Source organism: Parapedobacter pyrenivorans (genome assembly GCF_014636865.1).
Taxonomy (GTDB): domain Bacteria; phylum Bacteroidota; class Bacteroidia; order Sphingobacteriales; family Sphingobacteriaceae; genus Parapedobacter; species Parapedobacter pyrenivorans.
The window spans coordinates 90,857-107,990 of the sequence record NZ_BMER01000001.1 but is presented as its reverse complement, the minus strand read 5'-3'; the positions used below and the strand labels follow the sequence as shown (position 1 = coordinate 107,990).

The window sequence follows — 17,134 nt, the reverse complement described above, 5'->3', positions numbered from 1 at the left end:
GAATGATTTTCGGTAAGATAAGTATATTATCACTGAAGTTATTAGTCATAATGCTGTTGTTTGGATTTCGGTCTGATAGAACCAGAACCTTTACTGTAACCAATTGCCTAGAAGAAGAAATTAAAATGTTGCAAAAAAAATGCTTGGAAGATCTTGTGTCGATCTTAAATAATGAAGGGGAGTGGATTAAAGTACATGCCGCTGAATTTTTGATTTGGGAGGGAAATGGAACGTGCGACACTGATATAGAAGAACTGTTCTTAAAAGAGAACGATTTGTTTGGTGATACCTCCTATTATCGTATCGGTATATGGCGCGTCCTGGCACAAGCATCAACGACAGATAGTGGAAAGAATTTTTGGCGAAATAAGATATTAGATGTATTCGTCAACCCAAACGAAGTTGATAGGATCCACGCCATCGAGTCGTTAGCGAAACTCCGTTATACACCGCTTCAATGCTTTACATTGGAATTTCCAAATATTAATGAATCTGACTTATCTCCCTTTGACCTCTATACCCAATGGAGCAGGGCACATATTAGTCAAAATGAAGCCAGCAAAACATGTGATCTCATGATAGATGTGCTTGCTAAATCGGATAGCAAGAACAACGCAGTCAAGAGCATCGCTTCATACATTCTTCGATATATTGGGAAGTTGACTGACAATCAATGGAAATCTCTCAAGTATCTAATATTGACATCTGACAATTTGGAGCTACGGCCGAGCTTGTTATCAACGTTATGGATTACCAAGCCTAAGTCGCTTGAGATGGATGATCTACTGCGATCGGAATTGATGTCGCTGAGAAGCCGAAAAGCAAACGTAATACACTTTCTGGCTGCGATAGGCGAAGTTGGGTGTAAAAGAGATGTCGATCTGGTGAAAGAAGTATACGAACAGTTAAGCGACGTAAGGAGTCAGGATTACAATCCGGATTTGCACGCCAGTGCTGCTTATACGTTACTAAAATTAATAAATAAAACTCTAATGTTGACTACTGAAATATCGTATCAATAAATAGTACGATAGCAGTAGCGGGCTGAATTCCTCCGACCTATCTTTGATTTACAGATTTCAACCAATTATCGTCCTGGTTATTTTGAGGGGCTAATTAGGGCTTAGGACACAGTTTTTTACACATATAAGATGAATTTGGGAAAGACTGGCTGGTTTCTAATGAATGTATTAACTAGGATAAATGTTTTAGCTTTAAAGACCTTTAAAAATGAAAAGAATGTACAAAATTAGAATTGTTTTCCTATTAGCTTGTTTGGTGGCAGTTTCTTCGTGTGTGAAAACGTATTTTCCGATAGAAGAAGCAGAGGAAACGGAACCTCCTTATTCTGGGCCACCTCGTATCAAGGAATTAGTAGTTTCACATGTAGACGAGAACACAACGAATCTAAGACTTGAAGTAGAAGGAGATGACGTCGAGTTAGGATCCTTTGTGCTTCGTATGTACGACTTTACGTCTGCAGAGCATATTGATGATTTTTTTATGCACACCAATAACTATTGGTACCTAAATGGCAGCACATTGCCAAGTAAGTCGTATAATCTGACCGACAACGGAATTAGGGACTTGGATACTACCGTAAATGTGTTTTCCTATTCGTTTGATATTTCAGACTGGCCGGATACGTCTGTTTACCACTTTTCGGCCGGGTGGCATACGAGGCCACAGACAATTAGTTATAAATCGATGTCAAGGCAGTTTACGCTGGTTGGGGGCAAGTTGGATACAGCAAAGTCGGCTAATATTGATGCTGCTGAACATCGAGTTGTTTATTCAAATGATACGGTTTATGCCGCTTTCCCTAACCTATTTAAAATGAATAGCGGTCTACTAGGATTAAGCTTTTCGACCAAAGCTGTGAGAGACCATATTGATAATACCGGAGGAAGCATGGCGCTGGTTTCATCTGATGGAGGGTACGGTTGGAGCACTCCAACATCCCCAATGTATGATATCTCTTGGCTTACCCAAGCTTCGGACTCATTGTTGTTGGCCTCTGCCGAGGGTTATATTTACGTTGATGAATCATTAAGAGATTCACTTATCGCAGAGCAACGTGTTGTTCGGGATGTAAGACCAGGGACGATAGCATATCTAGGAGGCGCCAGGGTATCTCGACGATCTGCGACTGCGACTGCATGGCAACAACATGATCCCATTCCGATACCCATTGAATTGTCCGGATTAATGAACCATACTTCAGCGGCAAGTTATATTACAACAGTCGCGGGCACAAAGTTGCGTGCGGTTTATGGCAGGAGGAAAGTGAACTTAAATAATGAAGGGAAATCTGAAATTTATTTCTTGCGATCTGATGATGACGGGCAGACATGGGATTGTTTTCCGATGTTAACTGCCGGAATTTCAGGTCTTGAAATTACGGGTGTTGACGAGACGGCTCTTGTTCAGGCGGGCAACGGAAACATCATTGCCATCATGCGTTCTAGACCTACAGGGAATTTGTGGTCCTCAACCTCTACTGACGATGGGTTGACGTGGAGTACTCCAAACAAGACGGACATGCGAGGTTTCCCTGCAGATGCAATTAAGCTCAATGACGGAAGATTGCTATGTGTGTATGGATATAGGGAGTATCCGATGGGAATCCGTGCTGCCGTCAGTGACGATAATGGCACGACATGGGATGTCGATAATGAAATGATAATCCGCAAAGATGGTCAAGCCGCACCGGCGGATTTGGGATATCCTATGGTAACTGAATTACCCAATGGCAAGATATTCTGTGTGTACTATCACACCACTGATTATGTGACTACGCACATTGCAAGTACACATTTTAACATCCCAGATTAAGCGACTGAGTAATCAATATTTTTTTAAATTAAAAAAGGATATCTGCATGGTTAAAAACAGATTGGGCCCGCTACATGTAATTGCGCTTCTTATTACTGCACTTACATTTTTTTCCACTCGATCGTTTGCTCAAACAACGATTAAAGGCAATGTGATTGGCAAGGATGGCGCTGCGTTGTCAGGTGTTACGGTGAAATGGAAAAATGCTAACGCTTCAACCCTCTCAGATGCAAATGGCAATTTCTCCATTATAAAGCAGGGTGGTAATCGGTGGTTGGTTTTTTCGTATACCGGAATGGATTCAAAAGAGGTTGATACAGAAGGGAAAGATGACCTACGCGTTGTATTGGATTACCTAGAGCAAAAGCTGGATGAAGTTTTAGTGGTCGGATATAGTACACAGTCACGGGATAAAACCACGACCGCAATCTCCAAAATAGATACCAAGGTTCTGGAGAATGTGCCATTTTCGAACGCTGCTTCTGCATTGCAAGGTGCCGTATCCGGGGTACAAGTGCAGACAACGCACGGGCAGCCGGGGGCGGCACCCAAAGTCATCGTCCGAGGTGGTACATCGATTAATAACCCCGGTGGTGCCCAGCCACTATATATCGTCGATGGCGTTATCCGTTCAAGTTTGACTGATGTTAATGCGCAAGACATTGCCTCTATCAATGTGTTGAAGGATGCGGCATCGACGGCTATATACGGGGCTCGTGGATCCAATGGTGTAGTGATCGTAGAGACGGTCAAAGCGAAAGCGGGTAGTGTAAATGTGAGTTATAATTACAGTCATACGATCTCAAATCCATCCAAATTGTACGAGTTTGCATCTGCGGAAGAGTACATTAGCTTGAATAGAACCGGCTTGATACTCAAGGATAAATATACGCCAAACTCAAGCGCCAAACTGGCATTGCCCAATGGTTATGGTACGGGCAACGACTTAACGAAAAATACAGCATTCACCCCACAGTACCTAACTGACGAAAATCGGCACAAGCTGAATGAGGGTTGGCAAAGCATGGTTGATCCAACCGACCCGTCTAAAACGATCATTTTTAAAGAAACTGACTTCCAGGATGTGTTATACAGGACTGCCCAGACCGCAAACCACCACGTTTCTTTAATGGGCGGAAGTGAATCAGCTAAATTTAACGCCAGTATTGGCTATTTGCAAAATGAGGGCGCGGTAATAACCACCGAATACGATCGGCTTAGCTTGAATTTAGGGGGTGAAATCTCCTTGTCAGATCGGCTTAAGTTTCATGCGAATAGTATGTACACCAATTCATCAGATAATGCTCCTTATAACTACACCGCTATTTTTTACAGGTCTGTTGGGCTACCTCCCACAACCAAGTATACGTTTGAGGATGGTACGTTGGCGCCGGGGCAAGGACGTACTATTGGGAACATGGCTTACTACATGAATAATGATTTCAACCAAAACACCAATGAAAAACTGAGCGTCTCAGCCGGTGCGGATTGGAAGATCATTGACGGCCTCAACTTTAGGCCCCGGCTTTCCTTGTTTCGAACATCGGACGAAGCGTATTCCTTTATCCCAGCTTATTGGGACGGGCCAACAAGGCTCGTAAATACGAGGACTGCTACGGGAATTTATTCAAAATCCACCGTGCGGCAGGCTGATTTGTTGTTGCAGTATAATAAAGGCTTTCTTGCTCATAATTTTGATGTTACCGCAGGGTTTTCCTATTTTAATGAGAATAGAAGTGGGATGAGTGCGACCGGTCGGGATGCGGCTACTGATTTGATACCGACGTTAAATGCTTCCGCCACGCCACAGGCGGTTAGTGGCACCATTACGGAGTTCCTTATGCTCAGTTATTTCGGTAGTTTGAACTATGATTTTGACAATAAATACCTCATCACACTCAACGCAAGGTACGATGGTGCATCAAACTTAGGAACGGACAATCGATGGGGCTTTTTCCCGGGTATCTCTGTGGGGTGGAATATGCACAACGAGGAATTTTGGAAATCCTCATCGTTAGCGGACTTACTCCGGTTGAAATTGCGTGGGAGTTATGGGGTCAATGGCAATATCAGCGGATTGGGCTGGTACCAAGCCCAAGGCGTTTACGCCGTGCAGGGTAGGTACGGAGGTCAGCCCAGCATTCAGAATACGGTATTGGCAAATAATGAGTTACAGTGGGAGCGATCTAAGACGCTCAATGGCGGAATAGATTTAGGTTTGTTTAATGACCGGATCACGTTAATTGCTGATATCTACCGGCGCATCACCGATAACTTAATTACGAACCTCACCCTTCCTCCCTCTACTGGCTTTACAAGCATTGCCACCAATTTTGGGAGTTTAGAAAACAGGGGAATCGAATTAGAACTTTCCGCTGATATTTTACCAGTTAACAGCGAAGTTAAATGGCGGGCATCCTTTTTAGCGTCCAAAACGAAGCACAAGATATTAAAGCTTCCCGAAAACGGCATCGAAAATAACCGGGTTGGGGGCGTGAATATTTGGGATCCTGAGAAAGGTGACTACGGATGGTTTGGGGGGCTTCAGGAGGGAGGGAGGATAGGAGATTTCTATTCACATAAGCAAGTGAGCATATATCCAACAGATGAAGAAGCGGCACTGGGGCCTGTGAATACGTTTATCACAGGCAACGACAAAACAAGTTATGGTGGATATATCGAGCTTTTAGATGTAGACGGCAATGGGCTTATCGATGCATACGATCAAGTATACATGGGCAATCCTTATCCCGTTTGGAATGGCGGATTCTCAAGTACCGTTGCGTATAAAAATTTCGAGTTTTACTTAAGATTAGACTATACCACGGGTCACACGATTTACAATTATCCCCAGCTTTTTTTTGACCGAAACGGGCAGGGCGATGTGAATACGTCTAAGGAAATGGCGGCCCACTCATGGAAGCAACAAGGCGATATAACGCATATGCCCGTTTATATTCCACAGGGACCCTGGTTGGCAATATACTCAAGATATTACGAAAAAGGTGATTTTTTGAACATCAGAGAGGTTACCCTAAATTATAATATTGGAAGAATTGCATTAAACCGTATTAACATCAATAATGTGCGTATTTATGTTACGGGCAACAATCTTCATTATTTCACCAAGTACAAAGGCGTGAATCCGGAAGAGGGCGGCCAGGATAATGGACGCTACCCCATCCCCCGGAATTTTATTATGGGTTTGAAAATAACACTTTAACTAACGGAAAATAGAATCAAAAATGAAAAATAGCTTTTTTAAATATTCGCTTTTGTTAGTTTTCGCTATTTGTTCTTGTGATAAACATTTGAACATTGCCCCAATTAGCAACATTAGTAATGCTTCCTTTTGGCAAACAGAGGATGATGCCACTTCAGCCACAATGGGGATGTATGATCAGTTGAGGGGGTTTGCTGAGTTAGGTTTATTGTTGGTTGGTGAAGCGCGTAGTGAATCTGTTCAATCTGATGGTTTAGTTGGGGATACACATGAGCGGTATCACCGAAACCTCTTAGATGCCTATAGTCTTCCCGGGCCCGGTTGGACAACGTTGTACAAGGTAATTAACACGTGTAACCTCATTTTTGAACACATAGAAAATGTGCAGTTTGTCAATGAGTCAACGAAAAGCAATCTGTTGGCACAGGCATATGCGATGCGTGCATACAGTTATTTCATTATGGTGCGTACTTGGGGTGAGGTTCCATTGCGGATTCTACCAACGGAAAACGCGGATCCGGCTATGATTTATTTGCCGAAGTCTTCTGAGCAAGAGGTATTCTCTTTGATAAAGTCCGATATTGAAACGGCTTTGGGGTTGTTTACCGATAATTCGTTCCCTGACGGACGACACTTGTGGTCTAAACCTGCGGTAAATGCGCTAAAAGCAGATGTGTATTTGTGGACTGCTAAACGCTTGGGAGGAGGAGAAAATGATGCGACACAGGCGTTAGCAGCTGCGACTGAAGCTCGTCAGTCTGATGTTCAGCTCCTTTCGGATTATTCAGATATATTCAAATATGCGAATAAAGGCAACAAGGAAGTCCTGATGGCAATTCGATTTTTTCAAGACGAAGCGTCGAATAACTACTTTAACCAAATGTATATGCCTTCTTTTGCGCTGGCGGGTAATCCAAGTCAGGAGTCTAGAGAAATAATCGGTACGCCAGGCGGTAACTTAATTCTTTCTCCATCAGCGATTTTGCGAGGGCAATTCGAGGCGGATGACCAACGACGGGATGCGACGTTTCATGAGTTATACACTACGGTGGATGGAACGGAGAAGTTCCATGCGAGTTTCCCATTAAAAGGAAAAGGTTTTGAAGAAGGGGGCGTAAGGTACTTTTTGGATGACGTTATATTATACCGTTTATCGGACGTCTTGTTGATGGCTGCTGAGGCCAAAAACCTTCTCAACCAAGATCCATCGGAGGAGATTAATTCGGTTCGCGAACGGGCGTTTGGAGAACATTTCGATGAATATAAATTTGTAACCGGCAGTCAAGCCGAAAATGATGAAGCAATCTTAAAAGAGCGTTTGTTGGAACTTTGTTTTGAAGCTAAGCGTTGGTGGGATTTGGTGCGGTTTGACAAAGCTTTTGAACTGGTTCCTTCACTCCAAGGGAAGGAAAGCCAACGGCATTTGCTTTATTTCCCTATTCCTACCTCCGTATTGAATCTGGAACCATTGGTCACACAGGTGGATGGATATGAGTAGCCATATGGAAGCTAATGCACCAAATATGCGCAATTGTACGGTGGGTAATCAGGCCCATATTGAGCCTAACGTGATGTTGGGGTACAAATATACGAACTGGAAAGAACCATTGCGGCTCGGTGATTATCCACTAATTCACAGTGGTGCCGTTATTTATTCGGATACTGAGATTGGCAACTATTTTACGTGTGGGCACAACGTTACGATTCGTGCTCAATGTATAATTGGCGATCGGGTCGTTATTTTGCATGGATGTACATTGGAAGGGAAGGTGATTATTGGAAAGGGGGTCAAAATTATGGCCAATGTGTACATTCCCAGCCAAACGGTTATCGGAAACATGGTGTTTATTGGGCCCGGAACACATTTTTTAAATGCGTTGTTTCCCATGCGCAAGCTAGGTATTTCTGGTCCAAAAGTTGGAAACAACGTAGTGATCGGAGGTGGAGTTACGATTAACCCTGGTGTCGTGATTGGCGATAATGTATTCGTTGCCTCAGGTACTACGGTTATCAGAGACGTCCCGTCAAATTCCTTGGTATATGGTTGTCCGGGTGTGAATAAGTCCCTGCCCGCTCGGTTTGGCAAACGTAATGACCCCGTCCAGATTTTTTGTGGATTGGATTTATGGAATGGTTATCGGGATGACGATTCTTGGAGAATAGAAGATTTTTTTGGGAAGGAAGACTGGCTTAGTGACTCGGATAATACGAGGGATATAAATACAAAGTAATCGTGATAATCATGTATAGTAAGGGTGTATTTTTTAGTGCCATTCTTCGGGCTATCGTAGTTTTCCTTTTGCTAGGAGGAGGTATCACTCCGGCTCAGGATAATTCTCGCTCGGTACTAACCAAATTAAAAGATTTTGTTATTTATAAGGACACCGCATTTTACTCCAGTTTTCCTTCTGTCATTAGAAAGAAAAATGGGGAGCTGTTTATTGCATTTAGAAGGGCGCCGAATCGGGTTTTATATGGAAGGAAATCCAATATTCATATTGATCCAAACGCTTGTCTGGTCAGTGTACGATCAATAGATGGCGGAGCAACGTGGTCCGAAAAGCCAAAGTTGCTTTTTGCTCATCCCTTTGGTGGCTCCCAAGACCCTTGCTTACTGCCGTTAAGTGATGGAAGTATCTTATGTGCCAGTTTTTTGTGGTCTTATGTGGGGGGAGATACGCTACGTATGCCTTGGTTTGACAAGAATTCCTTTAGGGATGATCATGCACTTTCAGGAGGGTATATTACCAAATCATACGACGGAGGTGATCATTGGGTACAGCTGAATGATCCGCCGACCATTCCCTTAGAACCTCGGTTAACTCCGACAGGTAAGCCGCTGCCTGCCTACAATCGTGGGGCACTATTGGAACATAAAAGCGGGCGTATGTTCTGGGCGGTTACCGGAAAAGTACCCGACATCGACAGCCCAAATTCAGTACATTTATTGGCATCCGATGACGGTGGGGAGACATGGGATTATCAGAGCGAGATTGCTTCGGACGAAAAGATTGTATTTAACGAGACCTCTTTGTATGAAACGCCGACTGGAAGAATCGTGGCGTTTATGAGAACCAGTAATCATGCAGACCAAGCATGTATGGCCGTATCAGAAGATGGTGGAAAATCTTTTGGAAGTTGGACCTCAATGGGGTTTAAGGGGCACCCGCTCCAAGCGCTTAGGCTTCCGGATAACCGGGTTCTGCTCGTTTATGGCTATCGGCACAAACCGTATGGTATCAGGGCAAGGGTCTTGGATGCTGAATGTACCGATTATATGGAATCCGAGGAATTTGTCATCCGCGACGATGGCGGAACTCCAGATTTAGGTTATCCATGGTCTGTTATGTTGGATGGGAATAACGTGCTTGTAGTCTATTATTTTAATAACAAAAACGGGATTAGGTATATCGGTGGTTCCATTTTGGAGGTTCAGTAACGGTTTTTTTAATTGAATGGTAATTAATATTTTTCACAAAACATGAATATTTTTTCAAAATTTTCACTGGGTACGGCATGGTTGTTATGTGCTGCAAATGTCAGTTTTTCCAGTAATAAATCTCCACATTTGAATGTGGCAGCGAGTACCTTTTCCATTCAGCCCGAAGTGGGGGCGCTGAGTGAACATTCAAGGACGGGGGCATTGATTTCCGCAGTTTATGGTGATATTAAGAGCACCATGGTACTTTTAGAAGAGCATGAAAATAAGCTCTGTTTCTTTACTTCACCTTTGGATATTGAACGGGGGCCTTTGCACGATACAATAGTCAGCGTACTTTCAACGATATTAGAAATATCACCTTCGGCAATAGTTACAACAACTTCTCACAGCCATACCAATCCTTATCTCCATTTGGATGGTGACAATGTGCCGACACCCAATGATTCCGCAGCTTATAAATCGATGTTGTTGGCAAACGATTTTTTAATGAAGTTACAGAAATCCGCCAGCGATTTGGTTAGCAGATTGCAGCCGGCTACTATTGAATGGGGAAAGGCCGAGGAAAACAGGATAACATACAACAGGAGGGGGCGTGATTTTGTAACGGGCAAATCTTATTTCATAAGGGAAGAAGATCGATTGGCTTTAGGAGAGGGATATCGCGGTTTAATAGATCCGGATGCAACGGTAGTGCTATTCAGGTCCATTGACGATAACAAGGTGTTTGCAGCATTTACGTTTTTTACCGGACATCCTGTTGCTGCCTACAACCCAGAGAACCTCATTAGTTACGGTCAGTTTCCCCAGGATGCCAATGATATGCTCTCCGCATATTTTGGCGGCATCCCCGTGGCATTCCTGCAAGGACCTGGCGGTGATATTAATTCAAAACATATGTTGACGGGTACCATGGAACAAGCGAAAGAACTGGGTAAATTGTTAGGCGAAACGTTTATCGTGGCTGCAAAAAAAGCAAAACCTTCGGTTAGAAGCGGATTGACCTGGCAGCGGCAGTCTGTTCATATACCCCTGGATCATTTGCCTGATAAGCAAACGTTATTGGCTGATCTTAAGGAGATCGATGATTTTGTGCGTCGAGCAAACAAGGGAGATGAAAACACATTATCATGTGTAGGTATGAATTTTCCAAAGGCGTTGAGTCCAAGTTACCGGGGACGTCTTGTAAGCTTAGTTCGGCCCTGGTATGAATGGGCGTTAACACAATACGAAGAAAATAGATTGCATATGATACCACGCAGTATGCCGATGCAAATAGTCGTGGCACGATTTGGCGACGTAGGTTTTACTGGTTTGCCGTTTGAGCCTTTTGTAAAAACAGGGCTAAAGATCAAAGAAGAAACGGTGCTGCCTTGTGTTTTAGCTTGTGGTTATACCGATGGCAGATTCGGCTATATACCTGATGCTTCAGCTGTAGATGATCGAGAATATATGTCTGGAGCATTTCGGTATATGCATTTAAATAGTAGCGATGATGAGGGTCAAACGGCGGACGAGGAAAGATCTTTTATACCTAAGCGATCCTATTCTGGCCCGGGATTTTTCCCTCCATATCGTGCCCCCGGAGCAGATGAAGCAGCTGCAGTTGCTATACGTGTTTTGAATGAGTTCGCACGTTAATCAAGAGCTTCTCTCGTTCGTCTAATGGAATTGCGAGTAGGCCTCAAATTATGAACGTTAAGAACGGCAAGTATTATCCTTGGTTGTTGGTAGCGCTGCTATGTGTCGTGGGCGCATTGAATTACCTCGATCGCATGATTATCACCACCATGCGCGGCAGCATTGTGGAGGCGATCCCAATGACAGATGCACAATTCGGTTTGCTTACATCAGCGTTTCTGTGGCTATATGGGTTTTTTAGTCCGGTTGCCGGTTATTTAGCAGATCGCTTTAATAGAAGCAGAGTCATTATATTGAGCCTCTTCATTTGGTCGTTGCTTACTTGGCTTACCTCGTTAGCCTCCTCATTTGAAGAGCTGTTGATCATAAGGGCATTGATGGGATTCAGTGAGGCGTGTTACATTCCGGCAGCGCTTGCACTTATTGTTGACTACCATCAAGGGAAAACGAAGTCCACGGCCACCGGCTTGCATATCGGGGGCATCTACGTCGGTCAAAGTTTGGGTTTTATTGGGGGGTGGTTGGCCGAAAGCCACAGTTGGAACTACGCGTTCAGCATTTTTGGAATCATTGGGATTGTTTATGCGTTGGTGTTGATATTCTTGTTGAAAGACCGAGCGGACAAACCCGTACAAAACTCGACGGTTAATAAGCAAGAAAAGCTAGACTTTTGGAAGGGGTTAAAGGTGTTATTCGGCAACCAGTCTTTCATTTTGGTATTAATCGTGTGGGGCTTGGCTGGATCCATTAGTTGGATGATCAATGGCTGGTTGCCTACGTATTATCAAGAGCATTTCGATTTGTCGCAAACGGAAGCGGGGGTATATGCTACCGCATACTTTTTCACGGCGATGCTGTTGGGCGTAATATCAGGCGGCGCCATTGCCGATTGGTGGTCAAGGACGAACAGCAGGGCACGCGTATTGCTGCCTGCTATCGGTTTCCTTATCGCCGTACCGGGGGTTTTTGTAGCCAGTTATACCGATTTCCTGTTGATTACCGTGATGGGATTTACAGTGTATGCGTTTACACGCCCTTTCATCGATGCGAATATGATGCCCATTTTGGATATGATAGCCGATAAGCGTTACCTCGCCACTGGATATGGGATACTGAATCTTTTTAGCTGTGTGATTGGCGGGATAGGTATCTATGCGGCAGGTGCGCTTCGGGATGAACAAGTTAACCTTAGCTTGATTTTTCAGGTCGCTGCTTTTACCATGGTTATTTGTGCGTTGTTATTGTTCTGGTTAAAGCCGAAGAAAAAGGTGGTAAATTATTAATGTTGAAATGAATAGTAGGAAGTGAGAACGAGTAAAGTACTTCAGCGATTGCGCGATGGGCAAATAGCGAGTTGCTTTAAAGTGAATCTCAAGGATGCTCAGGTAGTGGAAATAGCCGCTTTGTCAGGTTTTGACTGTATATGGGTTGACTTGGAACACATTGGGCAGGACTGGTCAATTATCAATGCTCATGTGTGGGCAACGAAAGCCCACGGCGTCGACTTGATGGTGCGGGTGCCTAGGGGGCCATATAGTGATTACATTAAACCGCTGGAAATGGATGCTACCGGTATTTTGGTGCCGCATATCATGGGGCTGGAAGACGCAAAAAAAGTCATTCATATGACCCGGTTCCATCCTATCGGACGTAGGCCGATAGATGGCGGAAATGCCGATGGTTCTTATACCATGCTTGATTTCAATGAATACCTAACGTCGGCAAACCGGGAACGATTCATCGCTTTGCAAATCGAGGACCCCGAACCATTAGCCGAATTGGAAGGAATCGCCCAGTTAGACGGTTTCGATATGCTCTTTTTCGGCCCGGGCGATTTCAGTCAAGGTATCGGTGTGCCAGGCCAGTGGGACCACCCACTATTGATTGAAACGCGAATACGCGTGGCCGAGGTGGCCAACAAATACGGCAAGTTTGCCGCCACGGTAGGGTCTGTCGCTAACCTTCAAGAACTACTGGATATGGGTTATCATTTTGTGAGTGTTGGCGCTGATGTGGTTGGGCTGAAGAACTACTGCCAGGACATTGTAAAGACATTCGGCAAAACAGGCGAGACCGGTAAATCTTATCTGGAGCAATCATAGTATATGCGGTATAAGAAACTTGGAAACACAGGTTTGTCGGTGTCTGAAATCTCCTTCGGCGGTGTGGAGATTGGCATGCCCTATGGTATCGGCGTTAAGGATGAATCCGATATGCTTGTCGAGGAAGATGCGATTCGCCTACTACATCGTGCCATTGACGAGGGGATAAATCTCTTTGACACCGCAAGGCATTATGGCGAAAGCGAGCGGATCATGGGACGGGCGTTCAGGGAAAAACGCCAACAGGTGGTACTCGCCAGTAAATGTCGACACCTTCGAACCTCCGATGGCACGATACCTACTGGTCGTGCCTTGTACGATTTTATACGCAGGTCTCTCGACGAAAGCTTGGTGGCCCTGCAAACCGATTACCTCGACCTGTATATGGTACATTATGCGGATGCCGGTATTTTGGAGAATGAAGAGGTAGCCGCCGTATTTTCAAAATTGAAAGTACTGGGACTGGTAAGGGCCATCGGTGTTTCGGTCTACAAGACAGAAGAAACGCAGCGGGCCATAGCGACTGGACTTTGGGATGCGATACAGCTACCATTTAACCTGATGGATCAAAGGCACGGGCAGTATTTTGATGAGGCTTACCGCCAAGGTGTTGGTGTTATTATCCGTTCGGTACTTATGCGCGGCATGCTAACGGATCGGATGCAGCAATCACACCCTGCTTTGGCAGATGTCGAAGCGCATATCAATCGGTATCGATTGCTCGTCGGGAAGGAGTATCCTGGCTTATCGAAACTGGCCACTCAATTTGCATTGGCCTATGATGCTGTGTCTTCCGCATTAATAGGTATCGATAAGCTGCAGTACCTGAAGGATGCGGTGGTAACAGTCGAAGGTAATTGCATAGGGGAGGCCTTGTTTGCAACATTGCAGGGGATGGCTTATCCGAATCAGGAATTCCTGAATTTAGCGCAGTGGGATAAAAATGGTTGGTTGTAAATATAGACTCAAATGCATTTAGCAAAGGAAATTTTTACTTTAGCGGGCAAAGATATCTGGGTGTTTGGTGGTGCAGGTTACTTAGGTGGAGCGGTAGTCAAGTTGTTGTCTGTGATGGGCGCTAAGGTCATTTGTATTGATCGAGGTACACGTGCTCATAAGTTTGTAAATGAACTGGAAGATGGAGCAGGGGTAGTTCCGTTGTCGTTAGACAAATCCGATACTTCGAAGGTCAAGGAAGTAGTTCAGGAGCAAATCGGACAACAAGGAGTGCCATTTGGCCTGGTTGATTTGACATTTTCTTCGACTAGCAAGATTATGGAAATGCTCGACGAGGCGGATTTATTGTCGGTTCATCAAGACGGTTTGGCCAGTACGTTTTTGTTGACAAGAGAAGTTGGCCGACACATGGCAGAAGTTGGAAAAGGTAGTATTGTGTTGTTTGCGAGCATGTACGGGATAGTGACTCCCTATCCCTCGGTTTATGAAGAACCGATGACTAAGAACCCAATAGAATATGGAATGGAAAAAGCTGCCGTTATCCAAATGGCTCGATACCTTAGCGTTCATTGGGGGCGCGATAACGTTCGATGCAACTGTGTATCGCCCGGTCCTTTCCCTAATCCACAGGTTCAAACACAGCATCCCGATTTTGTTCGGCGATTGGCCGAAAAGAGTCCAATGGGGAGGGTAGGTCAAAGCGGAGAAATAGCGGGTATTGTTGCTTTCTTGATGTCAGAAGCAGCCAGTTACGTGACCGGACAGAATATCCAGGTGGACGGCGGATGGACGTGCTGGTAAGTCAAAAATTCGATTAAAGTATAGTTTTGTGGTCAAAATAGGAATTATCGGGATGAGTGAAGGGAATGCTCATCCTTATTCGTGGTCAAGTATTGTTAACGGTCAATTTGATTCATCCGAAATCTGTAAAGCGGGTTATCCGGCAGTGGCCAATTATTTGGAAATAAACCGTGATACGTTAGGTATTGATGGAGCAACTGTTAGCCATGTATGGTGTCAGGAGAAGGCGATTTCGTTAAGCATCGCACGGTCAGCAGGTATTCCACATGTCGTAAAAGATATCGAAGACCTATTGGAGAAAGTCGATGCTGTTATCCTTGCTAGGGATGATCCAGAGTTCCATGTCGAGATGGCAAAGCCGTTTGTTAAAGCGGGGATTCCGTTATTCATAGATAAGCCGTTAGCTGTTTCGCATGATGATTATGAGTGGTTTGCCCATCAGGTTGAGGCGGGTAAGTTTATCATGTCATGTTCTTCCATGCGGTACGCTCCAGAATGCCGGACGATTAAAGCCGAACTTCCTCAACTGGGAGATATTAAGCTTGTAACAGTGGTGGGTAAGAAAGACTGGACTAAGTATGGGGTACACATGGTAGAGGCCCTTTTTACGATTTTAGACGACCCAGAACCCGAAAGCGTACAATATGTAGGGGAACCCGATAGGGATGTTGTTTTGGTTAAATTTAGAAGCGGCATTGTAGCAAGTGTTCATTTATTTAAGGATATTGCCCCTACTTTCCAATTGACGTTTTTCGGAAAATCGGACTGGCGGATTGTTGATATCCGCAATTCATATGCGATGTTTCGGGACACGATTAGTGAGTTTGTCCGTTCAGTAAATCAGGGAAGTCCACGTATTCCTTTTAATAAGACAGCACAAATAATTCGGGTTGTTATAGGGGCATTGGAGAGCAAGGCACAGTGTGGGATTAAAATCAACTTGTAGTTAAAGTAGTAGAATGTGTTTACAGTGATGAAATCGGCTCGTATGATTTTTTTGTTTGCGATATGGTTTTGCTATTCGGATCTGAACGCTCAGGAATCGAAGGCAGATTTACGGTGGTATAACCCTATCACTGATGGCGCGTTTTTGATTTCTGGACAAGGATGGAATAATGACCAGCTGGCGAACCCTTTTGACCGGCTGCCAGCAAAAGCCCAACGTACTGTAAGACCGGGCGTATGGAACCTCTCTCGTAATTCTTCTGGTGTTTGTATAGAGTTTTATACAGACGCTGCCCAAATCGAAGTTCGGTACCAAGTTGAAGGCAGATTATATATGTATCATATGGCGGCTACCGGCGTGAGTGGCGTAGATTTATACGCTTTTGATGATCTGATGAATCCGATATGGTGTAGATCGAAGTATGCTTTTCAGGATACTATCAGATTTCAGTATTCGAATTTGGAAGGAATACCCACTGTTAAAAATAGGCTCAGACATTACCGGCTTTACCTACCGCTGTATAACACCGTGAAATGGTTGGAGATTGGCTTAAATCAGCACGCACGTGTAGTAGGTGTAGATAAGTCGGCCAGTAAACCTATTGTGGTTTACGGTACATCAAAAACGCAAGGAGCTTGTGTTTCCAGACCTGGTTTAGCTTGGACATCTGTATTGCAACGCGCTATCGATAAGCCGATTATTAATTTAGGGTTTTCCGATAACGGTCGTATAGAATCCGAGCTTATAGATTTGGTGGAGGAAATAGATGCGGACCTTTATGTTGTTGATTGCATGGGGAATATGTTAAATGAGGTTAATTTTCCGGATACAATCATCGAACAGCGTATTAGGAATGCATATAGGAAGCTACGTGAGGCCCATGCCGAAACGCCTATTTTGTTTACGCAGCATCCGGGGCTGGCAGACGAGATCTATAATGTTGAAGAAAAGCGGCGGGTGGATCGAGTGAATAACGTGCTGGAGCGCGTTGTGCACGACCTGGAAAATGAGGGCGCGTCTCGCGTCTATATGCTGACTAAATCTGCACTTGGAATTTGTCAGGAATGTACGGTGGATGGCACCCACCCGACAGATTATGGAATGAGAAATTATGCCACTGGTTACGAGGGTATAATCAGAACAATATTTGAAGAAATTGGAGACACGTACCTTAAGCCAAAATCATAGTA

General features: G+C 44.4%; 13 protein-coding genes. All 13 read left to right on the top strand.

Annotated elements, in window-relative coordinates:
* The first annotated feature begins 2 nt into the window (after positions 1-2).
* The 13 genes from IEV98_RS00445 (at position 3) to IEV98_RS00385 (ending at position 17,132) form a co-directional block, all read left to right on the top strand.
* A complete protein-coding gene (locus tag IEV98_RS00445) occupies positions 3-1,022 on the top strand; it encodes a hypothetical protein (protein ID WP_188503980.1) in 1,020 nt (339 codons plus the stop codon).
* 208 nt (positions 1,023-1,230) lie between these two features.
* On the top strand, positions 1,231-2,835 hold the full coding sequence (locus tag IEV98_RS00440) for an exo-alpha-sialidase (protein ID WP_188503979.1): 1,605 nt from the start codon (positions 1,231-1,233) through the stop codon (positions 2,833-2,835).
* Between the two features lie 46 nt (positions 2,836-2,881).
* Positions 2,882-6,058 carry a SusC/RagA family TonB-linked outer membrane protein gene (locus tag IEV98_RS00435; RefSeq protein ID WP_188503978.1) on the top strand — a complete coding sequence of 1,059 codons (3,177 nt, stop codon included), beginning with the start codon at positions 2,882-2,884 and terminating at the stop codon, positions 6,056-6,058.
* A 22-nt stretch (positions 6,059-6,080) separates the two neighbouring features.
* Positions 6,081-7,556, top strand: a complete 1,476-nt coding sequence (locus IEV98_RS00430; RefSeq protein WP_188503977.1) for a RagB/SusD family nutrient uptake outer membrane protein — start codon at positions 6,081-6,083, stop codon at positions 7,554-7,556.
* 4 nt (positions 7,557-7,560) lie between these two features.
* The gene (locus tag IEV98_RS24620) at positions 7,561-8,289 is read left to right on the top strand and encodes an LbetaH domain-containing protein (RefSeq protein ID WP_188503976.1); all 729 of its coding nucleotides are present in this window, start codon (positions 7,561-7,563) and stop codon (positions 8,287-8,289) included.
* A gap of 11 nt (positions 8,290-8,300) precedes the next feature.
* Positions 8,301-9,497 (top strand): sialidase family protein, encoded by a 1,197-nt coding sequence (locus IEV98_RS00420; protein WP_188503975.1) that lies wholly within the window; start codon positions 8,301-8,303, stop codon positions 9,495-9,497.
* A 42-nt stretch (positions 9,498-9,539) separates the two neighbouring features.
* Positions 9,540-11,138: a hypothetical protein gene (locus tag IEV98_RS00415; protein ID WP_188503974.1), complete on the top strand. Its 1,599-nt coding sequence runs from the start codon at positions 9,540-9,542 to the stop codon at positions 11,136-11,138.
* A 50-nt stretch (positions 11,139-11,188) separates the two neighbouring features.
* Positions 11,189-12,421, top strand: coding sequence for an MFS transporter (locus IEV98_RS00410; protein ID WP_188503973.1), 1,233 nt, complete (start codon positions 11,189-11,191; stop codon positions 12,419-12,421).
* 21 nt (positions 12,422-12,442) lie between these two features.
* Entirely contained in the window at positions 12,443-13,240 is a 798-nt protein-coding gene (locus IEV98_RS00405; protein WP_229738488.1) for an HpcH/HpaI aldolase family protein, read from the top strand.
* A 3-nt stretch (positions 13,241-13,243) separates the two neighbouring features.
* On the top strand, positions 13,244-14,197 hold the full coding sequence (locus IEV98_RS00400) for an aldo/keto reductase (RefSeq protein WP_229738487.1): 954 nt from the start codon (positions 13,244-13,246) through the stop codon (positions 14,195-14,197).
* Positions 14,198-14,209: 12 nt separating this feature from the next.
* On the top strand, positions 14,210-14,998 hold the full coding sequence (locus tag IEV98_RS00395) for an SDR family oxidoreductase (RefSeq protein ID WP_188503972.1): 789 nt from the start codon (positions 14,210-14,212) through the stop codon (positions 14,996-14,998).
* Positions 14,999-15,026: 28 nt separating this feature from the next.
* Positions 15,027-15,944, top strand: a complete 918-nt coding sequence (locus IEV98_RS00390) for a Gfo/Idh/MocA family protein (RefSeq protein ID WP_188503971.1) — start codon at positions 15,027-15,029, stop codon at positions 15,942-15,944.
* A gap of 27 nt (positions 15,945-15,971) precedes the next feature.
* Entirely contained in the window at positions 15,972-17,132 is a 1,161-nt protein-coding gene (locus IEV98_RS00385) for an SGNH/GDSL hydrolase family protein (protein ID WP_229738486.1), read from the top strand.
* The last annotated feature ends 2 nt before the right edge of the window (positions 17,133-17,134 follow it).